This window comes from Epibacterium sp. Ofav1-8, from assembly GCF_022348185.1.
GTDB lineage: Bacteria > Pseudomonadota > Alphaproteobacteria > Rhodobacterales > Rhodobacteraceae > Epibacterium.
Genome location: NZ_JAKRFD010000003.1, coordinates 405,125 through 431,083 on the forward strand (window position 1 = coordinate 405,125; position 25,959 = coordinate 431,083).

The 25,959-nt window shown below is 64.3% G+C and carries 21 protein-coding genes; 4 read left to right on the forward strand and 17 right to left on the reverse strand.

Annotated features, from left to right (window positions below; genetic code table 11):
* Positions 1 to 87: 87 nt before the first annotated feature.
* The 12 genes from MHM97_RS07235 to MHM97_RS07290 form a co-directional block, all read right to left on the reverse strand.
* Entirely contained in the window at positions 88 to 1,455 is a 1,368-nt protein-coding gene (locus MHM97_RS07235) for a glutamine synthetase family protein (RefSeq protein WP_239321299.1), read from the reverse strand.
* A complete protein-coding gene (locus tag MHM97_RS07240; protein WP_239321302.1) occupies positions 1,452 to 2,135 on the reverse strand; it encodes a type 1 glutamine amidotransferase in 684 nt (227 codons plus the stop codon). Before MHM97_RS07240 ends, MHM97_RS07235 begins: the two co-directional genes overlap by 4 nt.
* Positions 2,136 to 2,190: 55 nt before the next feature.
* On the reverse strand, positions 2,191 to 3,510 hold the full coding sequence (locus MHM97_RS07245) for a glutamine synthetase family protein (protein WP_239321305.1): 1,320 nt from the start codon (positions 3,508 to 3,510) through the stop codon (positions 2,191 to 2,193).
* Between the two features lie 352 nt (positions 3,511 to 3,862).
* Positions 3,863 to 4,669 (reverse strand): ABC transporter permease, encoded by an 807-nt coding sequence (locus tag MHM97_RS07250; protein WP_239321307.1) that lies wholly within the window; start codon positions 4,667 to 4,669, stop codon positions 3,863 to 3,865.
* Positions 4,666 to 5,565 (reverse strand): ABC transporter permease, encoded by a 900-nt coding sequence (locus tag MHM97_RS07255; protein WP_239321422.1) that lies wholly within the window; start codon positions 5,563 to 5,565, stop codon positions 4,666 to 4,668. Before MHM97_RS07255 ends, MHM97_RS07250 begins: the two co-directional genes overlap by 4 nt.
* A gap of 131 nt (positions 5,566 to 5,696) precedes the next feature.
* Positions 5,697 to 6,404 carry a transporter substrate-binding domain-containing protein gene (locus tag MHM97_RS07260; RefSeq protein ID WP_239321310.1) on the reverse strand — a complete coding sequence of 236 codons (708 nt, stop codon included), beginning with the start codon at positions 6,402 to 6,404 and terminating at the stop codon, positions 5,697 to 5,699.
* 39 nt (positions 6,405 to 6,443) lie between these two features.
* Positions 6,444 to 7,223, reverse strand: a complete 780-nt coding sequence (locus MHM97_RS07265; protein WP_239321312.1) for an ABC transporter ATP-binding protein — start codon at positions 7,221 to 7,223, stop codon at positions 6,444 to 6,446.
* Between the two features lie 183 nt (positions 7,224 to 7,406).
* Positions 7,407 to 8,177 (reverse strand): phosphate/phosphite/phosphonate ABC transporter substrate-binding protein, encoded by a 771-nt coding sequence (locus MHM97_RS07270; protein WP_239321315.1) that lies wholly within the window; start codon positions 8,175 to 8,177, stop codon positions 7,407 to 7,409.
* Positions 8,174 to 8,614 carry a TerB family tellurite resistance protein gene (locus MHM97_RS07275; protein WP_239321424.1) on the reverse strand — a complete coding sequence of 147 codons (441 nt, stop codon included), beginning with the start codon at positions 8,612 to 8,614 and terminating at the stop codon, positions 8,174 to 8,176. The genes MHM97_RS07270 and MHM97_RS07275 overlap by 4 nt, the downstream gene beginning before the upstream one ends.
* On the reverse strand, positions 8,614 to 9,084 hold the full coding sequence (locus MHM97_RS07280) for a TerB family tellurite resistance protein (RefSeq protein ID WP_239321318.1): 471 nt from the start codon (positions 9,082 to 9,084) through the stop codon (positions 8,614 to 8,616). The genes MHM97_RS07275 and MHM97_RS07280 overlap by 1 nt, the downstream gene beginning before the upstream one ends.
* A gap of 22 nt (positions 9,085 to 9,106) precedes the next feature.
* Positions 9,107 to 9,400, reverse strand: a complete 294-nt coding sequence (locus MHM97_RS07285) for a DUF1330 domain-containing protein (RefSeq protein WP_239321319.1) — start codon at positions 9,398 to 9,400, stop codon at positions 9,107 to 9,109.
* A gap of 215 nt (positions 9,401 to 9,615) precedes the next feature.
* Positions 9,616 to 12,702 (reverse strand): valine--tRNA ligase, encoded by a 3,087-nt coding sequence (locus MHM97_RS07290; RefSeq protein ID WP_239321322.1) that lies wholly within the window; start codon positions 12,700 to 12,702, stop codon positions 9,616 to 9,618.
* Positions 12,703 to 13,490: 788 nt separating this feature from the next.
* Between MHM97_RS07290 and MHM97_RS07295 the strand changes: the two genes are divergently transcribed.
* Both MHM97_RS07295 and MHM97_RS07300 read left to right on the forward strand, forming a co-directional pair.
* The gene (locus MHM97_RS07295; RefSeq protein ID WP_239321325.1) at positions 13,491 to 15,800 is read left to right on the forward strand and encodes a xanthine dehydrogenase family protein molybdopterin-binding subunit; all 2,310 of its coding nucleotides are present in this window, start codon (positions 13,491 to 13,493) and stop codon (positions 15,798 to 15,800) included.
* The gene (locus MHM97_RS07300; protein WP_239321328.1) at positions 15,778 to 16,863 is read left to right on the forward strand and encodes a DUF2235 domain-containing protein; all 1,086 of its coding nucleotides are present in this window, start codon (positions 15,778 to 15,780) and stop codon (positions 16,861 to 16,863) included. The genes MHM97_RS07295 and MHM97_RS07300 overlap by 23 nt, the downstream gene beginning before the upstream one ends.
* Positions 16,864 to 16,899: 36 nt before the next feature.
* Here MHM97_RS07300 and MHM97_RS07305 read toward each other — a convergent pair whose 3' ends face one another.
* Both MHM97_RS07305 and metF read right to left on the reverse strand, forming a co-directional pair.
* Positions 16,900 to 17,514, reverse strand: coding sequence for a GNAT family N-acetyltransferase (locus tag MHM97_RS07305; RefSeq protein ID WP_239321331.1), 615 nt, complete (start codon positions 17,512 to 17,514; stop codon positions 16,900 to 16,902).
* 41 nt (positions 17,515 to 17,555) lie between these two features.
* Complete coding sequence (metF, locus tag MHM97_RS07310) at positions 17,556 to 18,437, reverse strand: methylenetetrahydrofolate reductase [NAD(P)H] (RefSeq protein WP_239321334.1); 882 nt, start codon at positions 18,435 to 18,437, stop codon at positions 17,556 to 17,558.
* A gap of 180 nt (positions 18,438 to 18,617) precedes the next feature.
* Here metF and MHM97_RS07315 point away from each other — a divergent pair, with 180 nt between their 5' ends.
* Together MHM97_RS07315 and MHM97_RS07320 are read left to right on the forward strand one after the other, a co-directional pair.
* The gene (locus tag MHM97_RS07315; protein WP_239321336.1) at positions 18,618 to 19,523 is read left to right on the forward strand and encodes a LysR family transcriptional regulator; all 906 of its coding nucleotides are present in this window, start codon (positions 18,618 to 18,620) and stop codon (positions 19,521 to 19,523) included.
* 544 nt (positions 19,524 to 20,067) lie between these two features.
* Complete coding sequence (locus tag MHM97_RS07320; RefSeq protein WP_239321339.1) at positions 20,068 to 20,853, forward strand: inositol monophosphatase family protein; 786 nt, start codon at positions 20,068 to 20,070, stop codon at positions 20,851 to 20,853.
* Positions 20,854 to 20,984: 131 nt separating this feature from the next.
* Here MHM97_RS07320 and MHM97_RS07325 read toward each other — a convergent pair whose 3' ends face one another.
* From MHM97_RS07325 to putA, 3 genes are all read right to left on the reverse strand, one after another.
* Positions 20,985 to 21,281: an antibiotic biosynthesis monooxygenase family protein gene (locus tag MHM97_RS07325; protein ID WP_239321341.1), complete on the reverse strand. Its 297-nt coding sequence runs from the start codon at positions 21,279 to 21,281 to the stop codon at positions 20,985 to 20,987.
* Positions 21,282 to 21,521: 240 nt separating this feature from the next.
* Complete coding sequence (locus tag MHM97_RS07330; RefSeq protein ID WP_239321344.1) at positions 21,522 to 22,292, reverse strand: rhomboid family intramembrane serine protease; 771 nt, start codon at positions 22,290 to 22,292, stop codon at positions 21,522 to 21,524.
* A 258-nt stretch (positions 22,293 to 22,550) separates the two neighbouring features.
* Entirely contained in the window at positions 22,551 to 25,958 is a 3,408-nt protein-coding gene (gene putA / locus MHM97_RS07335) for a bifunctional proline dehydrogenase/L-glutamate gamma-semialdehyde dehydrogenase PutA (protein ID WP_239321347.1), read from the reverse strand.
* Position 25,959 lies beyond the last annotated feature (1 nt).

Here is a 25,959-nt window from a genome sequence, read left to right on the forward strand (position 1 = left end):
CCGGAGTTTGATCGCAGGGGGCTGGTCTTTCAGCTTCTCATAAATATCCAATGCGCCGCGCCCGAGACTGGACGCAGCACCAGTGGATCAGACGTTCAGCAGCAGATGCTCGCGCTCCCACGGCGAGATCACTTGCAGGAACTCCTCGTATTCGGCCCGTTTCACGCAGCTGTAGACGCGGGCGAAATCGGGGCCGAGCACTTCATGCAGGGCCGTGGCCTCGTCAAAGAGATCCAGCGCCTGGCCCATCACCTGCGGAATGTCGCCTTCGCCCTCATAGGCATCGCCCTTGAACTGGCGCGTGGGGCGGCGTTCTTCCATCAGGCCGAGATAACCGCAGGCCAGCGACACCGCGATACCGAGGTAGGGGTTGCAATCCATGCCCGCGATGCGGTTCTCCACCCGCCGCGCGGCCGGTCCCGACAGCGGAATGCGGATGCCAGTGGTGCGGTTGTCCCGCGCCCACTCCAGGTTGATCGGGGCGGCGTGGTCCTTCACGTAGCGGCGATAGGAGTTCACATAGGGCGCCATCACCGCGAGGCCGGCGGGCATATAGGTCTGCAACCCCGCGATAAAGTGATAGAAGGCATCCGTTTCACCGCCCTGCGGGCCGGAAAAGATGTTCTCGCCACTCTCCATATCGATGATGGAGTGATGGATATGCATGGCAGAGCCCGGTTCGTCCTCGATCGGTTTGGCCATGAAGGTGGCAAAGCAATCGTGGCGCAGAGCGGCCTCGCGGATCAGCCGTTTGAAGTAGAACACTTCGTCGGCCAGTTTCACCGGCGAACCATGGCGCAGGTTGATTTCCAGCTGGCCGGCGCCGCCCTCCTGGGTGATGCCGTCGATCTCGAACCCTTGCGCCTCGGCAAAGTCATAGATGTCGTCGATCACCGGGCCGAATTCGTCCACCGCGGTCATGGAATAGGCCTGACGCGCTGCGGCCGGGCGACCGGAGCGGCCCATCATCGGTTCGATGTCGCGGGCGGGGTCGACGTTGCGCGCCACCAGAAAGAACTCCATCTCCGGCGCCACCACAGGTTTCCAGCCCTGCGCATGATAGAGGTCGACGACACGTTTCAGCACGTTGCGCGGGCTGAAGGGCACCGGATTGTCGTCGCGGTCATAGGCGTCATGGATCACCTGCAGGGTCCAGTCGCCGGTCCAGGGGGCGGCGGTGGCGGTGGACATGTCCGGCTTCAGCGTCATGTCCTTTTCGATCCAGCCGTCCTCATCCGCCGCATCGGCCCAATCGCCGGTGATGGTCTGGTAAAAGATGCTGTCGGGCAGGTGGAAATAGTCCTGCTTGGCAAATTTTGACGCTGGCACCGCCTTGCCCCGGGCGATGCCCGGCAGGTCCGAGATAACGCATTCAACCTCGTCGAGACGACGGCCCTCCAGATAGGTCTTGGCTGCTTCGGGCAGTTTCTCCTGCCAGCGCGTCGGGCTCGTCATCGGGTCCTCACTTTCTTGAAGAAGTCGGCAATCTCGTTGGCTATTAGGTTGGAATCGGTCGGGCGGTCGAGGGAGGCCCCGGCCGCGTTGAGTTGTTCATCCGGCACCACGCCCTTGCCACGGGTGCGCAGCAGCCCGTCGACAAAGGCGTTTTCGAACTCCGGGTGCGGCTGCGAGGTCCAGATGTGGTCGCCATAGGCCAGAAAGGCATTGGCGCAGAAATCGCTCTGGCCGATCACGCGGGCCTCGGTGGGGAGCTCCACCACCTGATCCTGATGCCAGGCATTCAGCTGCACCGGCGCGCCATGCAGGCGATATTCGGTATGGCCGACGCTCCAGCCGCCATCATATTTCACCACTTTGCCGCCAAGGGCCTGCGCGATGATCTGATGGCCAAAGCAGATGCCAACGAGGGGCATCTTGCGCGCGTGGATCTCGCGGATCAGATCTTCGAGCGGGGGAATCCAGTCGTGATCCTCGTAGGCGCCGTGTTTTGATCCGGTGATAAGCCAGCCCTCCGCCGCCTCCGCGCCATCGGGGAACACGCCATCCAGCACCGGATAGGTGTCAAAGCTGAACCCATGCCCATCAAGGAGCGTGCGGAACATCGCGTCGTAGTTTCCGGAGGTGGGTTTCAGCTCTTCCGGGGCGTGGCCGGTTTGCAGGATGCCGATCTTCATAGGTCACCAAATATGATCAAAATACAAGGGCAGGACACAGAGGTCTCTCCCTGCCTCATACGGCCTCCAGCCACGAGAGCCAATGACTCTCTGCCGGACGTGCGGCAAAGCCCTTGAGCTCCTGGCGTTTGGTCATCACCAGATTGCGGATCGCCATTGGCGGCAGGATGCGCGCGATGAGGGGGCTGTTTTCAAAGAGGTCAATCGCCTCGGCCCAGCTGCCCGCCAGCTGCGGCAGACCTTCGATGTCGTAGATATTGCCCTCGGAGGGGGGCGGGGGCGTCGCGCCATCTTCCATGCCGATGAGGGCCGCGCCAAGGACGGTTGCCAGCATCAGATAGGGGTTGATGTCGCCACCCGAGACCCGGTGCTCGATGCGCCGCGCCTTGGGGCTGCCGCCGGGAATACGAATGGCAGCGGTGCGGTTCTCATAGGCCCAGGCGGCAGAGGTCGGGGCATGGGCGCCGGGCACCAGACGGTCGTAGGAATTGCCATGCGGGGCAAAGACCAGCGTGCTGTCGCGCATGGCGTTGATGCAGCCCGCCACGGCGGCATGTAGCGCAGGCGTGCCCTCGGGGCCGCCATTGTCAAAGATGTTGTTGCCGTCGCGATCCACAACCGAGAAATGCACATGCATGCCGTTGCCGGATTCCTGCGCATAGGGTTTGGCCATGAAGGTTGCGGCAAAGCCATGTTTGCGCGCAACGCCTTTGACCAGCGCCTTAAAGAGCCAGGTGTCATCGGCGGCGCGCATGGCGTCCTGATGGGTCAGGTTGATTTCGAACTGGCCCAGACCGGCCTCGGAAATCGCATCCTGTGCCGGGATGCCCATCGCCTCAGCGCCGTCATAGAGATCGGTAAAGAAGTCGTCATAGGCGTCCAGTTCCGCAATCGAGAGCACCGATTGCTGATCGAGCGCCCGCCCCGTGAGGGGATCGATCGGCGGCAGCGGTTCGGTGCCCGCGTCGTCGATCAGGATGAATTCGAGCTCGGTCGCGGCGGCCACCTGCCAGCCTTTTTCGGCGTAGCGGTCGAGCACATGCGCCAGCACCTGACGCGGATCGCCCAGGAAGGGGCGGCCATCCTCATGCACCATCTTCATCGGCACCAGCGCCGAAGGGGTCGCAAGCCAGGGCATCGGCACCGCGCCGCGTTTGGTGGGCAACAGGATGCCATCGGCATCGCCGGTTTCAAACACCAACGGGCTGTCGTCGATATCGCGGCCCCAGATGTCGACGTTGAGGACAGAGTAGGGCATCCGGGCGGAGCCTTCGCCGAGTTTGTCGGCCATGCCTGCGGGCAGGCGCTTGCCGCGCATCTGTCCGTTCAGGTCACAGGCGGCGATGCGGATTGTTCTGAGCGCAGAGAGGTCCATGCGCGTGCTCCTTGTTGTGTTGCCCGCAGTTTGGCGTGGCAATCGCAACCTGGCAAGAGAATTTGATCAAAAAATGAAACCTCAGCGCAAGACGCCTGTTTTGCGTACTGAGGTGTTTCGCTTCGGGCTCTGCCCGAAGCGACCGGCGCGGCGCGGGGCCCGGGGGGCCGCGCCGCGCCGCCGGGCCCAACGGCCCGGGGGAGGCCCCGAAGGGGAGTTCCCGGGCGGGCGGGAGGGCCCCCGAATACAGCAAGGGCTCCGTCAGGAGCCCTTGTGCGAGAGTTGTAAAAGGGCGGTGAGGGACATTAGGCCAGGCGGGCGGCGCCAGAGTTAGCGCAGCCCGCCTGTGGTGTCAGCGAATGACCTGGGGCTTGAACCGGATCTTTGCGCGTCTGTCTTGCGGCAGGTGCCGGTTCAGGCGGGTGTTGATCGCCCCGAAGGTGGTAATGATGACCAGCGTCAGCAGGATGAAGTAGAAGGCCAGGATCGGGTAGGGGATGAACGGGTTGAAGGTCTTGTCGGCGAAATAGTTCGCGTAATAGAGCGCATCCCCCTGCTGGCGCCAGGCGGGAAAGCCCGAGAAGAACACCAGCGTGGTGGCATGGAACAGGAAGATCGCCTCGTTGGTATAGGCGGGCCAGGCCAGCCGCATCATGGTGGGCCAGATCACCCGGCGAAAGCGGCTCCATCCTGCCAGCCCATAGGCATCTGCCGCTTCGATGTCGCCCTTGGGAATCGAGCGAAGCGCGCCATAGAAGATCTCTGCCGAATAGGCGGAGGTGTTCAGGAACAGAACGATCAGCGCCCCCAGCCAGGCCGCCGACAGCGGATCGAAGATCGGCGACACGCTCTTGAGCGACAGAAACAGGAAATAGGCAAAGAAAAACTGGATGAATAGCGGCGAGCCGCGGAACACGAAGATGAACCCGTTGGCCGGGGCGCGAAGCCAGCGCCGCGGGGAATTCTTGGCCACCGCCAGCGCATTGGCAAAGAAGAACCCGGTCAAGATCGCCAGCAGGCCGAAATAGACGTTCCAGATCAGCCCGGAGCCGATCAGCACAAATTGATCGCACAGGGTGAAGTCACTGCGCGGCAGCAGGCGCTCGCCAAATCCCAGCGACCGGAAGGCATAGGCCTGAAGCGTTTCGATACAGCTCATGCCGCGGCTCCTTTTGCCTGACCCTTGCGTTGCGCCTCACCGGCGACGGTGGCCTGCCCGTGGGACAGGCGGCGGGTGATCCGCTCCAGCACGATCTCCGACAGTTTCGTGAAGGCGAGGTAGAACAGCAGCAAGGCAAGGAAATACCACATGCGCCAGTCGCCATGCGGATAATCGGTGAAACGTGCGGTCTTTGATCCGCCCAGTTCCCGCGCCCAGTAGACGATGTCCTCGACGCCGAGCAGGAACAACAGCGGCGTTGCCTTGATCAGCACCATCCAAAGGTTGGACAGCCCCGGCAGCGCGTAGACCCACATCTGCGGCACTAGCACCCGCCAGAAGGACTGGCGCGGGGTCATGCCATAGGCCTCGGCGGTTTCCATCTGGGCGCGCGGCACGGCGCGCATGGCACCAAACAGCACATTGGCGGCAAAGGCGCCAAAAACGATGGCAAAGGTCAGCACCGCGAGGCTGAAGCCATAGACCTCATGCACCCATTGCGGGGAATCGTTCAGCGGCATCTTGGCGATCTGGCAGACCAGAAAGTCATTGCCCTGCCGGATCGGTTCATCCCAGCCGGGACATTTGACCTTGTGGCGCAGCCATTCGATGCCCTGATCGAGCGCGATCACGAAGAACAGGAAAAAGGCGATGTCCGGCACACCGCGCACGATGGCGATATACCCCTTGCCAAAGAGCGACAGCGGCAACACGCGGGACCGCGCGGCGCTGGCCCCGAAAAAGCCGAAGGCAAGCGCCAGCGGCGCGGTGATCGCCAACAGCAGCAGCACTGTGCCAAAGGACACGTAAAAGGCCATGTGCTTGCCGGTGGTCAGATAGCAGCTCAGCCATTGGAAGCCCTCCAGGCTGGCCGGATCAGAGCAATAGGAAAAAATGGCGGGCCTCTTTCTCTGGGTCGGGGGCGGACACGACATCCCGTGCCAGAGCAGGGCGGGGATGCGGTGCGGGGAAAGGGAGAAAGGGGGCCATGGCCCCCTTTCCCTGTCTTAGTGCAGGATCGGGGCGATCAGAACTTGCCCTCGATCTCCCATTTGTCGAGCATGTCGTTCAGGGTGCCGTCTTCCTTCATGGAGGCGATGGCCGCGTCGAACTTGCCGCGCAGCTCGTCATCAGACTGGCGGAAGGCCATGCCGATGCCACCACCGAGGTAGACATCACCGAGGAAGATCAGCTCGGATTCTTCCACGATCGGCGCCAGGAAGTCCTTGTCCGACAGAACCGCATCCACTTCGCCGGATTTCACCGCGGCGACGGTTTCGTCGGGGGTGGGGAATTCGACCAGCGTGGCGCCGGTTTCGGCGACATGGGCGGCCTGGATGGTGGCAGCCTGCGCGGCCACGACGCCGCCTTCGACGTCAACGCCTTCGGCCATGGCGGCATAGGCGGAGGGCGACGGCAGGGTGTAGCCCTGGGTGAAGGCGACAACTTCCTTGCGCTCGTCGGTGATCGACATGCCGGCGATGATGGCGTCGTAGTTGCCGGACAGCAGGTTCGGAATGATCGAATCCCAGTCGTTGGTCACCCACTCGCAGGTCAGCTCGGCGCGCTTGCACAGCTCGTCGCCCAGTTCGCGCTCGAACCCGTCCACTTCACCGGCGTCGTTGATGAAGTTGTAGGGAGGGTAGGCGCCCTCGGTGCCGAGGCGAATGGTGTCAGCCATCGCAAAGCTTGCGGACAGTGCCAGTGCAGCAGAGCCAAGAAGCAGAGATTTCATAGTGTTACTCCCGTTTATTGGTGTTGGTCTGGTTTATGGTTATTGAGCCTGTCGCGTGGACGACAGGAACGCCCGCAGTCGTTCGCTGCGGGTGTTTCCGAAAATCTCGTCGGGGCAGCCTTCTTCCTCGATCAGCCCCTTGTGCAGGAACACGATGTGGTCGGAGACATCGGCGGCCATGCGCATGTCGTGGGTGACGATGAGCATGGTGCGACCCTCGCTGGCGAGATCCTTGATGACCTTGACGACCTCTTGTTCCAGTTCGGGATCAAGGGCCGAGGTGGGTTCGTCGAACAGCAGCGCCTCGGGCTCCATGCACAGCGCGCGGGCGATCGCGGCGCGTTGCTGCTGGCCGCCCGAAAGCTGCGCCGGGTAGACGTCGCATTTGTCGCCGATGCCGACCTGGTCGAGGTATTTGCGGGCGGATTTCTCCACCTCGGCGCGGTCGCGTTTCAGCACCGTCAGCGGCGCCTCCATCACGTTTTGCAGGATGGTCATATGGGACCACAGGTTGAACTGCTGGAACACCATCGACAGGTTGGTGCGGATGCGCAGCACCTGTTTGGAATCGCCGGGCTGGCGCATCAGGCCGGTGCCGCGCCAGGTGATCGGTTCGCCCTTGAACAGAATCTCCCCCTGCTGGCTGTCTTCCAGCAGATTGCAGCACCGCAGCAGCGTGGACTTGCCGGACCCGGACGAGCCGATCAGGGAGACCACATCGCCCCGCTTGGCGGTGATATCCACCCCTTTGATCACTTCCAAGTCGCCGTAGGATTTATGCAATCCGCGGATTTCGAGTACAGGGGTGTCGTCGGTCAAGGTGTTGTCGCCCGGCTATTGTGCAAAGTGGCCCCTATTGGACCAACTTTCCGGGCGATTGCAATGCGCAAAGGGGGGACAAACCACCGCAATATGCCAATTTCGCACCCGAAACCGCCAGATAGCGCAATGGCCGGGCGCGGGCGCCCGGTCCCGCTCTCAGCCCGTGCCGGTCCCATGCCGTTAGCGCCCCCGTGCGAGCCGGTCCATCACCAGCGTCGGCCCGGGGGGCGTCGGGATCGCGAGGTAGTCGCTGGGGGTCAGCGGCACGATCTTGCGCAGGTGCAGCCGGGTGCGGTGCTCTTCGGGCAGCGTCTCCAGCGCCTGCTGCATGGCGGCGAGGATTGCGGCGGCGTCCTCGCCAAGCGCGGTGATGAAGGGCAGGGCCGGGGTCGGTTCGGTCCGTTCCAGTTCGCACAGCTGCGCCATCAGGTCCGGTTCGTAGTCACACAGCATCTGATAGGTCAGCGCATCCAGGGTGGCAAAATCCGCGCGCCCCTCGGCCACCGCAACGGCCGAGGCCTGATGACTGCCGGTTTCCACCAGCTCTCCGGGCAGGATGTCCTCGCTGCGCATACGCATCATCGCCGCTGCCCAGCCCGATTGCGACACCGGGTCGTTATAGGCAAAGCGGCTGCCGGCGAATTCGGCGAGCCGGGCGCCCTTGCGGGCGGCAGGCGCAACAACAACGCTGTTGTAATGGCCTTCGGGACAGCCCGGCAGGCCGTAGTCGGGGGTGCCCACCAGCTCCACGTCGCCATAAAGGCGCGCGCGATAAGGCAGGCCGCAGGTCTGCGCCAGCAGCAGATCCGGCGCGCGCCAGGCCTGCCACAGGTCCAGGTCACGGCTCAGATGCTCCGGGCCACGCCCCAGTTCTGCGCGGATCGCCTGCCAGAAGGCATCGTTGGCGGGTTGCAGTTCGGGGCGGTCGTACATCGGCAGCAGGGCGATCATGTGCGCGCCTCCGCCCGCTGGCGCGCCATGGCGCTGTCGACGTCGTTCACCCCCAGCAGATTGGAGGCCAGCCGGATCAGCGCATCCTCGTCGTCGTCACGCTTGCCATCGGCAAGGGCCACCTGCCAGAGCGCCTCGATGACGCCGGTGCGATCCTCGTAGGGCACCGCATCCTTGATCGCGCGGGTGAAGCGGACGGTGTCGGGGGCCGCGGCCTCCAGCCCTTCGCCCTGTTCGCGCAGGATCTGGGCGGCACCGCTGTCCAGATCAAAACGGGTGCGCAGGATGCGATCAATCCGGTCACGTTCCACATCCGCATAGGCGTTGTCGGATCGTGCCAGCCGCACCAGCAGCGCGGTCAGCGCCAGCCGGGCATCCTCGTCGGGCAGGATCGCCGGGGCAGGGGCCAGCAGCCGGTCCAGAAACTCCTTGAACATCATGCGTCTCCCTGCTGTGTGGGGCTGGTCGCCAATTTGGCGCGCGCCCGGTCGCGTGCGCGTTTGTTGTCGATCACCGACAGGCCCATCGCCTTGCAGGCGTCATTGACAATTTCGATCTCGCCTTCATGTTCGCGATTGTCCGCCAGCACCACTTCCCACAGCGCATCCAGTGCCGCCAGGCGCTCTTCGAGGCCGGTGGTCTCGCGGATGAGCCGGGCAAAGGTGTCGGTCTCGGGCGCGGCGGCGTGCAGCTTTTCACAGGTGGCGCGCACCTTGGCAGCCTCAAGCGCGTTGTGGCCGTAAAGGCGCGCCAGGATGCGATCGATCAGGCTGATCTCCTCCAGCAGATAGGCGCGGTCGGATTGGGCGATCCGCACCAGAAGCGCCCCCAGCGCCAGCTCCGCATCCGGGTCGGGCAGGGATTGGCCCTGGGTCGGGCGAAAGGCCTGAAACAGCTTCTTCAGCATCACAAACTCCTTCTGCGCGGGCTCAGCCGTCGTAGCCTTCGATGATTTCCATGTCGCCGGTCGACACCGGATCGCGCAGCGCCTTTGCCTGCTGATAGGCCACGCTGTCATAGCAGGCCTTGGCGGTGGCGAAATCCTTGAATTCGATCACGACGGTGCGGCTGCGCATCTGACCTTCGCGGACTTCCTTGGGGCCACCCCGGACCAGAAACCGTGCGCCGTATTCGGCAAAGGGGGCTGCGTTGGCTTCAATATACGCCTTGTAGCGCTCCATGTCGTCAATATCGACATGTGCGACCCAGTATCCTTTGGCCATGTTTCCCCCACCTGTCTTCGGGCCGGTGACCGGCCTCTGTCGTTTCGCGTTCCAAGCTGTACCAGAACACGGGCTTTGGCAATCACCACCTAGTGGTGATTGTCGATAATTTCACGGGGAAAGCGCCCGCATGCACATCCTTCAAGCCGCTCTGACACAAGAAAAAACGCCCGGGACAAAGGCCCGGGCGTGAGATATGCATATTTTGCGATGGGTCAGCCGATTTCCGACAGGCGGGAGAGGGCTTCCTTGAGCTTGGTTTCCTCTTCCTCGCGGGCGGCGAGATTCTCGCGGGCCTCCTCGACCACCTCTTCGGGGGCGGAGGCGACGAACTTGGGATTGTTCAGGCGCCCGCGCAATCCGCCCAGCTCCTTTGCGAGCTTGCCGAGGGACTTTTCCAGCCGCGCCTTTTCGCCGTCGATGTCGATGATGTCGGCCAGCGGCAGCAGGAAGGACGCCCCGGGGGCAGAGATCGACACGCAGCCCTTGGGCGCGGTTTCGACCTTGCTCAGGCTTTCGATCCGCGCAAGGCGTTTGATCAGCGTCTCGTTGGCGTCCCAGGCGGCCTGACCGGCGGCGTCGATATCGGTGACCAGCATATCCACATAAAGCCCGGCGGGCACATGCATCTGGGCGCGGGCAGAGCGGGTGTTCTCAATGACCGAGATCACCCAGTTCATCTCGGCATCCGCTGCGGGCTTCACCAGATCGGTGGCGGTGTAGGTCGGCCAGTCTGCATGCACCAGCATGGTGTCGCGGCTGCCGGTGGCGCCCCAGAGTTCCTCGGTGATGAAGGGCATGATCGGGTGCAGCAGGATCATGCATTGATCCATCACCCAGCGCATGGTGGCGCGGGTTTCGGCCTGTGCCTCGGCATCATCGCCTTGCAGCAGCGGCTTTGACAGCTCCACATACCAGTCGCAGACCTTGCCCCAGACAAAGCCGTAAAGCGCCTGTGCCGCGTCGTTGAAGCGGAAGCCCTCCATGGCCTCGTCCACCGTCTCGCGGACGCAGGCGGTTTCGCCGATGATCCAGGCGTTGACGGCGGCCTTGGGGGCGAGCTGGTCGACGGTCAGCTGCGGCACGGTGTCGGCAAAGACCTCGTTCATCTCGGCAAAGCGCACGGCGTTCCACAGCTTGGTGCCGAAGTTACGATAGCCCGCGATGCGCTGCATATCCAGTTTCAGCACGCCGCCAAGGCTCGCCATCGCGGCATTGGTAAAGCGCAGCGCGTCGGCGCCGTATTCTTCGATGATCTCCAGCGGGTCGACCACATTGCCGGTGGATTTCGACATCTTCTTGCCCTTGGCGTCGCGCACGAGGCCATGCAGGTAGACGGTGTCAAACGGGATGCGTTCCTGCACGGGCAGGTCTTCGTCCAGAACCGCCAGCTGCATCATCATCATCCGGGCAACCCAGAAGAACAGGATGTCCTGACCGGTGACCAGCGTCGAGGTCGGGAAATACTTGGACGTCTCCTCGGTCCATTCCGGCCAGCCCAGCGTGCCGATCGGCCAAAGGCCTGAGGAGAACCAGGTGTCCAGCACGTCGGGGTCGCGGAACATCGGCACCTGCATCGGTCCCTCAAAGCTCCGGATGGTGCCTTCGGTGCGCACATCCATCAGCTTGCGCTGCTCGGCGAGGATTTCGACCGCTTCCTGCTGATCTGCAACAATGCGGAACTCGGTGCCCTCGGCGGATTGCAGGCGGGCTTTTTCAAGCGCTTCGGCTTCGGTGGCGGCACAGATCGGATACCAGTCGTCCTCACCCGGGACGTACCAGACCGGGATCTGGTGACCCCACCAGAGCTGACGCGAGATGCACCAGGGTTCGATGTTTTCCAGCCAGTGGAAATAGGTCTTCTCGCCCGACTCCGGCAGGATCTTCACATCGCCATTGCGCACGGCATCCAGCGCCGGGCCGACGACCTTTTCGGCGTCGACGAACCACTGGTCCGTCAGCATCGGCTCGATCACCACCTTGGAGCGGTCGCCAAAGGGCTGCATGATCGGCTTGTTCTCGACCAGAGGGACAGTTTGCGTGACCTCGGTCTCGTTACCGTCCTCATCCTTCACCTTTGAGGTCATGGTCTGCATGACGGCGAGGCCCTCGTCGGTGATTTCCTGTACCACCAGCTTGCGCGCCTCGAACCGATCCAGTCCGCGCAGGTGATCGGGCACCAGGTTGATGGCATCCACCTCATTCTCGGTGAAGGCAGCGCCCTTGGCATAGGCCTGCGCCTTGGCGGCGTCCTCGGCATAGGGGGCACCATCGGCGCGCATCGCGCCCTTCATGTCCATCAGGCGATACATGGGAATACCGCCGCGCTTGGCGACCTGATAGTCGTTGAAGTCATGCGCGCCGGTGATCTTCACCGCGCCCGAGCCAAAGTCCTTGTCCGGATACTCATCGGTGATGATCGGGATCAGGCGGCGGTGTTCCTTGGGGCCGACTGGGATTTCCACCAGCTTGCCCACAATGGGCGCGTAACGCTCGTCCGAAGGATGCACCGCAACCGCGCCGTCGCCCAGCATGGTTTCGGGCCGGGTGGTGGCGATGGAAATGTAATCACGCTCTTCCTCAAGCGTGACGTTGCCGTCCTCGTCCTTCTCGACGTAGGTGTAGGTCTCCCCGCCCGCCAGCGGGTACTTAAAATGCCACATGTGGCCGGCGACCTCGATATTCTCGACCTCAAGGTCGGAAATCGCGGTCTCGAAATGCGGGTCCCAGTTGACCAGCCGCTTGCCGCGGTAGATCAGGCCCTTGTTGTACATCTCCACAAAGACCTTGATGACGGCATCGTGGAAGTTCGGCGAGTTCTCATGCCCGGTGCGGGTGTCGCCTGCCGCACCCGCCATGGTGAAGGCGGTGCGACCATAGTCACAGGACGCACCGAGGCGTTTGAGCTGGTTGATGATGGTGCCGCCGGACTGTTCTTTCCATTCCCAGACTTTCTCCAAGAACTTCTCGCGGCCAAGCTCGGTGCGCGAGGGCTGCTGGGTTTCCGCCAGCTTGCGCTCCACCACCATCTGGGTGGCGATGCCGGCGTGGTCGGTGCCGGGCTGCCAGAGGGTGTCGAACCCCTGCATGCGCTTCCAGCGGATCAGGATGTCCTGCAACGTGTTGTTGAAGGCATGGCCCATGTGCAGGACGCCGGTGACGTTCGGGGGCGGGATCATGACGCAGTAGGTGGAGGCGCCGGGCTTGGCATTTGCGCCCGCGGTGAAGCAGCCTGCCTTTTCCCAGGCGTCAAACAGGCGGCTCTCCGCCTCGGCTGCGTTGAAGGTCTTTTCCAGTGCCATGTCAGATGCCCCGTCCGTCGCGTCTCTTGATCTCAGGTGGCGGGTTGAGACCCGCATTTGCTCCTCCAATACCGAATGCGGCCACAAAGGGGAAGTGCCGAACCGGCGTGGAAAATTCGCGGATCGTGCGGAGCGGGCCGGGGATGATAACCCGCTATTAAGTCTTATTTGAAATAAAGGTCTGCAAGGGACGCACCCCACCTCACCCACCACCCCACCGCGTCCCCCTTCTTTCAAGTCCCGGCTTCCGTGCCCGGTCAGGTCTGACGCGCACCCCGCGAACCTGACCGGGTACACGAGGTCCGGGATTTTTTTGTGGAAAAACGCTGGATTTAGCGGCGGGAGCGAGGGCGATAGGGCGCGCCCAGCGGCAAAGCCGGAACGGCGAGGTGATGGGCCCCGGAGCCTGTCGTGGCCTCTGTCAAAGCCCCTGACGGTGCGCAAGGCCGGGCGCGCCGGGGAAGGGGGAGCTCCCGCCCCTTTGGCGATGCCCCTGCGGGACCTCGCAAAGCGTTGGGCCGAGCGGGCGCCGTGCCCTGTGGGCACGGCGCCCGCGCCACCGCGATGCGCATCGCGCAGCGCAATCCCTCTGACAGGGGCCGATCACAGGGGCCGATCACAGGGGCCGATCACAGGGGCAGGGCGCGGCGCGCGGCCCGGGCGTGTCACAGGGGCGGTTCACGGGGGCGGTGAGAATTTTCTCCGCGCCATGGTCCGGGATCACTGGACAAGCCTGTCGGGCGCATTAGGCTCCGCCTGAGCTAAGCGCAGGCAGAGGAAACCATCTGATGAACCAACGCGTCGAGAAATTCGGGAAGAGCCAACCCCTTGCGCGGGTCGAGGATCAGCGTCTGTTGACCGGGCAGGGGCGTTATATCGAGGATACAATGCCGCAAGGGGCGCTGCGGGCCTATGTGTTTCGCAGCCCGGTGGCGCATGGCGAGATCACCACGCTCGACGTCGAGGACGCCCGCGCGGCCGACGGGGTGCATCTGGTTCTGACCCAGGCGGATCTGGTGGAGGCCGGGATCGAGGCCCGTCTTGACGGAACCGTGATCAAGAACATCGACGGCAGCAAGGGGGCCGCGCCCGAACGTCCGGTGCTGGCCGGCACCCGCCTGCGCTATGTGGGCGAGCCTGTGGCGGTTGTCATCGCCGACACCCTGGATCAAGCGCGCGATGCCGCCGAGATGATCGCGTTGGACTATGACGATCTTGACGTGAAGCTGGACCTCGCCGTGGGAGGGCCGCAGATCCATCCCGAGGCGCCGGACAACCGGGCCTTCAACTGGGGGCTGGGCGACAAGGCGGCGACGGCGGCGGCGTTTGACGCGGCCGCTCATACCGTCCGCCTGCAGGTGGCAGACAACCGGATCATCGTGAACGCGATGGAGCCACGTGGCTGTCATGCAACCTGGGCGGAGGGCCGGTTGCAGTTCCACTTTGGCGGTCAGGGGGTCTGGGGCATGAAGGAGCAGCTTGCAAAGAAGCTGCACCTCTCTGAGGCTGACGTCCAAGTGGTGACGCCGGATGTCGGCGGCGGCTTTGGCATGAAGGCGATGCCCTATCCGGAGTATTTTGCCGTCGCCCATGCGGCGCGGGTGCTGGAGCGTCCGGTCGGCTGGATGTCGGACCGCACCGAGGCGATGCTGAGCGACAATGGCGGCCGGGACCTGACCTCGCTGGCGGAGTTGGCCTTTGACGAAGATCTCAAGATCACCGCCTATCGTGTGCACACGCGGTGCAACCTTGGCGCCTACAATTCCCACTTTGGTCAGCCGATCCAGACGCAGCTGTTTTCCCGTGTTCTGGCCGGGGTTTACGACATTCAGACCGCCTGGCTGGAGGTCGACGGCATCTATACCAACACCACGCAGGTGGATGCCTATCGCGGCGCCGGGCGGCCCGAGGCGATCTATGTGCTGGAGCGGGTGATGGACCGGGCGGCGCGGGATCTTGGTGTTGATCCGCTGGAGCTGCGGCGCAGGAATTTCATCGCCCCGCAAAAGTTCCCTTACAAGACCGTCACCGATGAAACCTATGACGTGGGCGACTTCAATCTGGTGCTGGACCGGCTGGTGCAGCAGGCCGATCTGGCCGGGTTCGAGGCGCGTCGCGCGGCGGATTCGGCAGAGGGACGTTACCGGGGCGCGGGCCTGTGTTACTATATCGAAAGTATTTTGGGCGATCCTTCAGAAACCGCAGACGTCGAATTTCTGGAGGACGGCCGGGTGAACATCTACGTGGGCACGCAAAGCAACGGACAAGGGCACGAGACTGTCTTTGCCTCGTTCCTTGCGGACCAGACCGGCATCCCCGTCAGCGCGATCAAGGTCATCCAGGGCGACAGTGACCGCATTGCCAAGGGCGGCGGCACCGGCGGCTCTCGCTCCGTCACCACGCAGGCCAATGCAACCCTGGCCACGGTCGACAAGATGGTCGCGGCCTTCACCCCCTTCCTGGCCGAAGAAATGGGCGTCGACGAGGGTGCTGTCGACTTTGACGGTGAGACCTTCCGCGCACCGGGGTCGAACCTCACGCCGACTGTGCTGGAGGCGGCGGATCTTGCGCGCGACAGGGGCCGCACGGATCTGCTGCGCCATCAGGCGGAGGCGTCTTTGCCGGGGCGGTCTTTCCCCAATGGGGCCCACCTCGCGGAGGTCGTGATTGACACAGCGACCGGACAATCGCGGGTGGACCGCTATACGGTGGTCGATGACTTTGGTAATCTGATCAACCCGATGCTTGCCGAAGGTCAGGTTCATGGCGGGGTCGCGCAGGGGCTCGGGCAGGCGATGCTCGAACATGTGGTCTATGACGCCGATGGCCAATTGCTCACGGCAACGTTCATGGACTACGCCATGCCCCGGGCCGAGGATATGCCTTGGGTCGGCTTTACGTCCGAACCCGTGCCCTCGACCCAGAACCCGATGGGCATGAAGGGCTGTGGCGAGGCCGGCACCGTCGGCGCGCTGGCAGCGGTGGCCAATGCGGTTCAGGATGCGCTCTGGGATCAGGGCATCCGGCAGGTGGACATGCCGTTCACGCCGGTCAAACTATGGGAGTTGATCAGGGATGTTCCTCAAGCGGCTGAGTAAATCAGTTCTGGGATTGTTCGGGCGGCCGCGCCTGCTGTCCGCACAATCCTCGGAAACCGCGACCCGCGGCCCGCTGTGTCATGTCATCATCCTCGACGGCACCATGTCGACGCTGGAGCCCGGACAGGAAACCCACGCCGGCACCGCCTACCGTCTGTGCAAGGAAATGGGACCGCAGGTGTCGGTCTACTACGAGGCCGGGGTGCAATGGACCGGCTGGAACAAGACCGCCGATGTCATGGTGGGGCGCGGCATCAACCGCAAGATCCGCCGCGCCTATGGCTATCTGGCCTCGCGCTATCGCCCCGGGGACAAGATCTTTCTGATCGGCTATTCCCGCGGCGCCTATGCGGTGCGCTCGCTGGCGGGCATGCTGGGGGCGGTCGGCCTGCTGAAGACCGAACACGCCACCGTGCGCCACATTCGCACCGCCTATCGTCATTACCAGCTGGGCAGCGGCAGCGAGGTGCGCTCCGCCTTCATGCGGGCGCATTGCCACGACGCGGTCGATGTGGAGATGGTCGGCGTCTGGGATACGGTCAAGGCGCTGGGCCTGCGGTTGCCGATCCTGTGGCGCTGGGCCGAGGTGCGCCATGCGTTTCATGACCACCGTCTGGGCTCGCATGTGAAGGCGGGGTTCCAGGCTCTGGCCCTGGATGAGACCCGAGAGGTCTACACGCCGGTCCTGTGGGAGAGCACACCGGACTATACCGGGCAGCTGGAACAGGTCTGGTTCCGGGGCGCGCATGGCGATGTTGGTGGCCAGCTGGGAGGGTTCGAAGAGGCCCGCCCGCTGGCCAATATATCTCTGGTCTGGATGCTGGAACGGGCGGAGATGTGCGGTCTGCCGCTGCCGCGCGACTGGCGCATGCGCTTTCCGGTGGATCCGGATGCGCCCTCGGTGGGCACCTGGTCGGGCTGGGGCAAGATCTTTCTCATGCGCAGCCGCCGCAAGGTGGGGCAGGACCCGAGCGAGAGGATCCATCCCAGCGTGCATGGCGCGGACCGGGGGCGCCGCTCTGCCAACCTGCTGAGCCTGTTCATGCGCCACCGCCCGCATTAGCGCTGCGGGACAGGCGGTTGTGCCCGGGGCGTCATGCTATCGGGGCAGCGCCCTGACCATTTCGGTGGCGCTGGAAAAGCCAAAGACCGGCGCAAGAAGGTCAAGCGCCTGTTCTCGCTGCGCAATAAACCCCTCGCGTTCATACAGCGCCCGGGCACGCGGGTTGGTGTCGATCACATCCAGCCGGACCCGCGTCAGTCCGGTCGCCTCCGCGTGGCGCAGGATCGCGTGCAGCAAGGCAGTACCAACCCCGCAGCCCCGGGCCTCCGGCGCGACAAAAATCCCGTCCATCAGCAGGGTGCCTGCCTCGCAGTCGCGTTCCAGGCAGCTGACAAGCCCGCCGCGCCAGGCTGCACCGAGCGTCCCGTAGACCCCCGCCAGATCCCGGAAGCTGCCGCCGATGAAACTGCCGGCGGGGGATTTGAAACCGGCCGCGCCGAGAAAGTCACCATTGGGCGACAGCGCACTGATCGCATGGTCCGGCTGGATCACCCGGTCGAAAAAGGCGATGGCCTTGTGCTTCGGCCCCAGCGGATAGCGCAGCTTGCGCGCAAAGGCCTGCCAATAGTCCTCGGCGGCGAGGGCCCGGTGCTCGGGCCGCAGCCCCGCCTCGATCACGATGGCGCGGGACGCCTGTTCTGGTGGGGCCATGTCCGGGCCTCGTGGATACTGTCTGCGTTTCGCAGCCGGGGTTAGGCGACGTTCTGGAGGCGGACTTTCGATGTCACCCCCAGCGCATGACAGACATCGCGGGTCAGTTCCGGCCGGTTGAGTGTATAGAAATGCAGCTTCTTCACGCCGCCGTCCAGCAACTCCGTGCAGAGTTCGGTGCACAGGGCGGTCGCCAGCAGATCGCAGCGATCATCGCGCTGGGCCTTTTCAAAGGCCGCATCCAGCCAGTCCGGCACATGGGTGCCGCAGGCCTCGGCAAAGCGGCGCACACCGGACCAGTTCTCGATCGGCAGAATGCCGGGGGTGATGCGATCCGTGTCGATCCCCGCCTTGGCGCAGGTGTCGCGAAAACGGAAGAAGCTCTCCGCCTCGAAGAAGAACTGGGTCAGCGCCTCATCGGCACCCGCGTCCAGCTTGCGTTTCAGCCAGTCGACATTGGCCTGCTGACTGGCGGCCTCCGGGTGGCTTTCGGGATAGGCGCCCACCCGCAGGTTAAAGCTGCCCTTGGCGGCCAGCGCCTCGATCAGCTCCACGGAGGAGGCAAAGCCCTCCGGCGTCGGGGCAAACCGGCCCTGATCCTTGGGCGGGTCGCCCCGCAGCGCCACGATGTCGGTGATCCCGGCTTCGGCATATTGATCCGCGATGGCCAGGGTCTCGGCCCGGGTCGCCGAGACGCAGGTCAGATGCGCCGCGACCTTGAGGCCGGAATTCTTGTGCAGCGTGGTCACCGCGTCGCGGGTCAATTCGCGGGTGGTGCCACCGGCCCCGTAGGTGACGGAGACAAAGCGCGGCGCCAGCGGCGCCAGGGATTGAACCGTATCCCAAAGGCGAAAGGAGGCTTCCAGATTCTTGGGCGGAAAGAACTCGAAGGAAATCTCGGGGGTGGTGTTGGATTGTGTCACTGTCTTGGTCTCCTCGGAGCGCTGTGCGCAGGGCGTTTGGGCCGCGATGTGCCCCATATGTGGTGTCAGGTGTCGCATTCGTTGCCGAAACGGTCGCACCGTATTTGACCCCTTGTCACATGAGGGCTATCAATGAATCAAATTCATATTTCTCAAGAACAACATGAGGCCCATCGTAGGATGCACATCGAGTTCCGGCATCTTCGCACCATCAAGGCGATCCACGAGGCAGGCGGTCTGGCGCGGGCTGCCGATCAGCTCAACATCACTCAGAGTGCGCTCAGTCACCAGATCAAGGGGTTGGAAGAGCAGGCGGGGGTGGAGTTGTTCCAGCGCCGATCCAAGCCGATGAAGCTGTCGGCGGCGGGCATGCGTCTGCTGCGTCTGGCAGAGCAGATCCTGCCGCAGGTGGAGGCGGCCCAGGCAGAGTTCACCGCGCTTCGCGATGGAGAGGCGGGGCGGCTGCATATCGCGATCGAGTGTCACGCCTGTTTCGAGTGGCTGTTTCCGGTGCTGGAAGGGTTCCGCAAGAGCTGGGGCGATGTGGATGTGGACATCCGCCCGGGGCTTGCGTTCGAGGCGATGCCCGCGCTGATGCGCGAAGAGGTGGATCTGGTGGTGTCCTCCGATCCGGAGGAAATGACGGGGATCACCTTTATCGAACTGTTTGATTACAACCCCGTCTTCGTCGCCTCGGCGCAGCATCCGCTGGCGGCGAAATCCCATATCGAGGCGGAGGATTTCCGGGGCCAGGTGCTGATCACCTATCCGGTGGAGCGCACCCGTCTGGATGTGTTCAGCCAGCTGCTGATCCCCGCGGGGGTGGAGCCGGCCAGCATCCGCAAGGTGGAGCTGACCGCCGTGATCCTGCTGCTGGTGGCGTCGAATCGCGGTGTATCCGTGCTGCCCGACTGGGTGGTGCGGGAGGTGAAATACTCCTCCGATTATGTGACCCGGCCGCTGACGTCACAGGGGATCACCCGCAGGCTCTATGCGGCGATCCGCAGCGAGGATGAGGGCAAGCCCTATATGCAGGACCTGATCCGCCTGGCGCGCGTGGAGGCGCGCAAGCTGCAACAGCGGTAACGGGACTTTGTGGTGTGCTGGCAAGATGATAGCTGGCAAGGGGGCGTTCTGTCGGGGCGGCAAGGTTTTGCATCGACCCGATCATGCGCTTGCAGCGGGCGGCGGGCTCCCGCGCGGGTCGCAGGCCCTGGCTTTGTCAGACCCCTTACCCCCTTGGGCCGCGCGCCGCTGGCGCGGCGCGGGCGCCTTTATCGACGTTTGAGTCTGGGGCGGTCTCGTGTGTCTGCGGTGTCCTCGCGGGCCGGGCCGCAAGGCTCGGCCCGCGTTGGTCCGATCCGTCAGGATCGGAAACCGTTCAGTGTCACTCGGCGCGGCACGCTGGGCGGGACGGGGCAGCGCGCGGGCAGGTCACATGGCGTGTCACATCGTATGTGACCAATCCACCGCCCGAATAAGTGCGCCGCGTCGTTGGCCCTGCGCCCGCCTGCATCCCCACAGTTTACCCGAACACCCGCGCAGGCCGGTTTCGCCCTTGGCATTTGGGCGCGGGACGTGTATGGGCAGCCTTTGACCGACATCTCCCCCCGCAAGGACACCTCGTACAATGATTGGTAGCGCAAATCTCAACGTCATGATCAAGGCCGCCCGTAAGGCTGGCCGCTCCCTGGTGAAGGATTTCCGCGAGGTTGAGAACCTGCAAGTCTCGACCAAAGGGGCCGGAGATTTTGTGAGCCGCGCCGATATCGCCGCCGAGAAGATCCTCAAAGACGAGCTGATGGGCGCGCGTCCGACCTATGGCTGGCTGGCCGAAGAGGGCGGTGAGATCCCCGGTGAAGATCCGACCCGGCGCTGGATTGTCGATCCGCTGGATGGCACCACCAACTTTCTGCACGGCCTGCCGCATTGGGCGATTTCGATCGCGCTTGAACACAAGGGCAAGATCGTCGCGGGCGTGGTCTATGATGCCGCCAAGGACGAGATGTTCTTTGCCGAAAAAGGCGCCGGCGCCTGGATGAACGAGACCCGCATCCGGGTGTCTGCACGTCACCGGATGATCGAGTCGATCTTTGCCACCGGCCTGCCGTTTGCCGGTCGCGCCGACCTGCCCGAGACGCTTCAGGATCTGGCGCGCCTGATGCCCGCCTGTGCCGGTGTGCGGCGCTGGGGCGCGGCGGCGCTCGACATGGCCTATGTGGCTGCCGGGCGCTACGAGGGGTTCTGGGAACGCCGTTTGAACAGCTGGGATCTGGCTGCGGGCATCATCATCGTCAAGGAGGCCGGCGGCCTCTGCGAAGCGCTTGACCCCGAGAACACGATCCTCGACAGCGGTGAGGTGATTTGTTCGAACGAGCCGATCTTTGAGAATTTCACCAAGGTGATCCGCGGCTGAGATCCGCGACGGGCGGGATGATCCGCCCCGGGTGTCTGTCGTCCCTGGTCGATCCGAAAACATGATACGCCCCGGCCTGCCTCTGCGGTCCGGGGTGTTTTCTATTGTGGCCACCCGCCGGTGGGATCCTGTCACGTGGCGACAAATTCATAGTGTTTGATGGTGCGAAACTGCACCAGGTCGGCTTCTGCGGGGTCGATGTGAGGGCTGTCATACTCCTCGCCGACAAACGCCTTGAGCGCGTCGAGGCTTTCCCAGACCATCACCAGGCTGAAGTCCCGCGGGCTGTCATGGCGCGCCGTGCCGGGAAAGACGGAGACGACCCCGCGGGTGGCTTTCATCATCGGGATCGCGGTGTGGTGAAAGAACTCGGCAAATTCGGCTTCTTTGCCGGGATGTGTGACGACCTGGAAAATACGCATAATCATAGGCTGGGTCTCCCTCCGTTGCGTGGGGTCCCCGGCCTGTGGCTGCCTCGGCTTTGTCGGTGTCGTTCAGGCAGCATAGCACAGATTGCGCGGATGGTCTTGCGTCCTGCACCGGCCTGGTACAAAGGCGTGCCCGTCAACGCCGGGCGGAGGCCTCTTGCGGAAGGGCAGGCGCCAGACCTGTGTGCGCACCGTGATCTTGGATCCTACGGAGGTCGTATGGCGCGGCAACCGCGGCGCTCATTTGCCCCAGGGGCCGGGTCTGCGCGCCGGAGGGTGCCGCGGCACGCGCGGGACGCGGGTCACGCTGTAGCGGGTCTCCGGGTGGGGCGGATGGCCGGCGGTTCGGGTCCAGAACCGGGGACCGCCCCGCTTGAGCCACAGGGGCAGGGTGAGCGCGAGGCCGATCAGGAAGCCACCCGCATGGGCCCAGTAGGCCACACCGCCGAGATTTGGATCCGCGTTGAGGCCGCCAAGGAACTGCATCCCGAGCCAGAGGCCCAGCATGACGAAGGCGGGCACCGGGATGATGCGGAAGAACACGATCAGGATGATCAGGATGTCCACCCGCGCCTTTGGGAACAGCAGCAGATACCCGCCCATGACACCGGCAATCGCGCCGGATGCGCCCACCAGTGGCACCGGGGACATGGGGGCCGAAACGACATGGGCCAGCGTCGCCCCCACGCCGGAGACGAGGTAGAAGAGCAGGAATGGCAGATGGCCCATCTCGTCTTCCATATTGTCGCCAAAGATCCACAGGAACAGCATGTTGCCCGCCAGATGCATCACTCCGCCGTGGATGAACATGGAGGTCAGCAGGGTCAGCGGCGCCTCGCCGGACATGATCTCGCGCGGGACGGCGGCAAAGGCCCCGTAGAACATCGCCAGCCCACGATCACCGGGAAAGCTGGTGGAATACCAGAGATAGCCGAGAATATTGGCGGCCATCAGAAGATAGACGACATAAGGGGTTCGGCCGGAGGGATTGTGGTCGCGCAGGGGAAACATGAGCCGAAGCTGGGCTTTGCGCCGGGGAAGGTCAAGCGATAGGTGACCGCGACGCGCCGAAACGGAGCTGTCGGGTGACTGAAACACTCAGGACGGGGGCGCTCCCGCCCCATCCGGATGCGGCAAAGCCACCTCCGGATGCGTTGGGCCGGGCGGCGGCCGCGCCGCAGGCGCGGCCGCCGCCCCTCCGCGATGCGCAAAGCGCAGCGCAAAACCTCTGCTCAGTCACTCGTTGGGGGCGGCGGGCAAGGGGGCAGTTCAGGCGTTGCCGCCCAGCAGGGCAGCGTTGCCCCCCGCAGCCGTCGTGTCGACGCAGACATGACGCTCTGCCAGCACGCGGGCGCGATCCGGTGCGCCGGGGATCAACGGCACGATGGGACCGTCACGCTTGGCAAGGGTTTGCTCGATCTCGCGTCCCGTGGCGTCATCGCCCCACCACACCACGCCGGAGATGCCGCCAATGTGTTGCAGGCGGTGCAGGTCCACAAGGCCGCTTGCCTTGATCGCGGTCCCGCCCAGATCCGCGACCAGTTTGGCCTGTTCCGCCACCGCGTCCTTGCCTGGGCCCATGCACAACAGTGGCGGGCGCGCCGATACCGTCAGCCGGTTCGATTCACCGGTGGGTCCGGGCAGGGAAGTGGTCTCCGGATGCCGGGCTTCGCCCCTCTCATCGGGGATCTCGGCCATGGTTTGCTCCCAGCTCTGATCGCTCTGGCGGCGATCCGCTGCGCAGAACCGCGCCAGGTAGTGGGGACCACCCGCCTTGGGGCCGGTGCCGGAAAGCCCCTCGCCGCCAAAGGGCTGGCTGCCAACGATGGCGCCGATCTGGTTGCGGTTCACATAGATGTTGCCCGCGTGGATACGGTCGCACACATGCTGCACCCGGTCATCGATGCGCGTCTGCAACCCGAAGGTCAGCCCGTAGCCGGTGGCGTTGATGGCGTCGATCACATCGTCCAGCTGGCGCGACTTGAAGGTCGCCACATGCAACACCGGGCCAAAGATTTCCTCCTGCAGGTCGCTGATGCCGTCGATCTGGATCAGCGTCGGGCCGACGAAGGTGCCGCCCTGCGGCGCCTGCATCTCCTTCAGCACCCGACCTTCGCTGCGGGCCTGGTCGATATGGGCCAGGATCTTGGCGCGCGAGCCTTCGTCAATCACCGGGCCGCTGTCGATGGACAGATCCCAGGGATCGCCAAGATCCAGCACCTCCATCGCACCTTTGAGCATGGTCAGCACATCCTCGGCCACGTCTTCCTGCAGGTAGAGGCAACGCAGGGCGGAGCAGCGCTGGCCCGCGGACTGAAACGCGCTTTCGATCACCGCCTGAACGGCCTGTTCGGGCAGGGCAGTCGAGTCCACGATCATCGCGTTGAGGCCACCGGTTTCCGCAATCAGCGGCGTGCCGGGGGCGCAGTGTTCGGCCATGGCGGCGCGGATGCGCAGGGCGGTGGCGGTGGAGCCGGTGAAGGCGACGCCCCCCACACGCGCATCGCCGGTGATGGCGGCGCCGACCTTGGAGCCGCGTCCGGGCAGGAATTGCAGCACCTCGCGCGGCACGCCGGCTTCAAGCATCAGTTCAACCGCGCGGAAGGCAACCAGCGGGGTCTGATCGGCGGGTTTGGCCAGGACCGCATTGCCGGTCGCCAGCGCCGCCGAGACCTGACCGGTGAAGATCGCCAACGGGAAGTTCCACGGCGAAATGCAGGTGAAGATCCCGGCCGGGGCCGCATCGGGGATGCGGGCGGCATAGTAGCGCAGGAAATCCACCGCCTCGCGCAGCTCTGCCACCGCGTCCATCTGGGTTTTGCCAGCCTCGCGCGCGAGCAGGGCAAACAGCTCGCCATAGTTGGCCTCATAGAGGTCAGCGGCCTTGTTGAGCGCAGCGGCGCGCACCTCTGCCGGGGCGTCCCAGGTGGAGGCGGAGGCCAGGGCCAGTTCCACATCCTCGGCGCTCGATTGCGCAACGGAGCCGATCTCGCTCAGATCGCTGGGATTGGTGACGGCCACACGGGTTTCCGGCATCGCCTCGCCCGCGATCAGCGGCACCGCGTCCCATGTGGCATCGCGGAAGGGCGCGCGCGCCGCGTCGATGGCCGCAAGGGTTGGCGCGTGGCGCAGGTCGAACCCTTTGGAGTTGATACGCTCCGGCTGGAACAGGTTGGGGCCGGTGGGAATATCGGTCGACAGATCATCCACTTGCAGGAAAGGGTCTGCGGCGACATCGCTTGGCGGCACGTCTTCGTCGACGATCTGGTTCACGAAGGAGGAGTTGGCGCCGTTCTCCAGCAGACGCCGGACCAGATAGGCCAGCAGATCGCGGTGCGCCCCAACCGGCGCATAGATGCGGCAGCGGGTGTTGTTCTTGTCCATCACCATCTGGTGCAGGGTCTCACCCATGCCATGCAGACGCTGGAACTCATAGGCCTGACCGTCCTCTGCCATGTGCAGAATGGCGCTGACGGTGTGGGCGTTGTGAGTGGCAAACTGTGGATAGATCCGGTCCGTGCGCGACAGGAGTTTGCGCGCGTTGGCGATGTAGGACACATCCGTGAGCGCCTTGGAGGTGAAGACCGGAAAGCCGTCCATCCCCTCGACCTGCGCGCGCTTGATCTCGGTGTCCCAATAGGCACCCTTCACCAGACGCACCATAAAGCGGCGGTCGTATTTCTCCGCCATCTCGTAGAGCGCATCGATCGCCAGCCCGGTGCGCGGGCCATAGGCCTGCACCACCACGCCAAAGCCGTCCCAGCCATGGAGCGCGGGATCGGAGATCACCTCCTCGATCACCTCGAGCGAGATCGACAGGCGGTCGGCCTCTTCGGCGTCGATGTTGAGGCCCATTTTTGCGGCCTTGGCCAGCAATGCCAGGGCCTTGAGGCGCGGCACCAGTTGCTGCTTGACCGAGGCTTCCTTGGCGATCTCGTAGCGCGGGTGCAGCGCCGAAAGCTTGACTGAGATGCCGGGGTTTTCGCGGATGTCGCTGCTGGTGCAGGCGCTGGCAATCGCCGAGATCGCGCGGGAATAGGCAAGGTGATAGCGCGAGGCATCCGCCTCGGTGCGCGCGGCCTCTCCCAGCATGTCATAGGAATAGGTGTAGCCCTTGGCTTCCATGTTGGAGGCGCGTTTCATGGCGCTCTCGATGGTCTCACCCAGCACGAACTGGCGGCCCATTTCCCGCATTGCGCGGCCCACGGCGGTGCGGATCACCGGCTCACCCAGACGTTTGATGGCACCGCGCAGGGCACCGACGGGGCTTTTTTCCTCGTCCAATACCTTGCCGGTCAGCATCAGGGCCCAGGTGGAGGCATTGACCAGCGAGGAGGTCGATTTGCCCATGTGCTTGCCCCAGTCGGAGGGCGCGATCTTGTCTTCGATAAGAGCGTCGATGGTGTCCGCATCCGGCACCCGCAGCAGCGCCTCGGCCAGACACATCAGCGCAATGCCTTCGTCAGTCGACAGGCCGTATTCGGCCAGGAAGACCTCCATCAGCCCGGGCGAGGAATGGCCGCGGATGTCCGTCACCAGCTGGGTGGCGGAGGCACAGATGGCCGTGCGATCCGCCTCCGAAAGCGCGGCCTGCGCCACCAGCGCATCGCGCATCTGAGCCTGATCCGCATAGGTGCCGGCATCGATCCGGTCGCGCAAAAGAGTGTCACGTGTCATG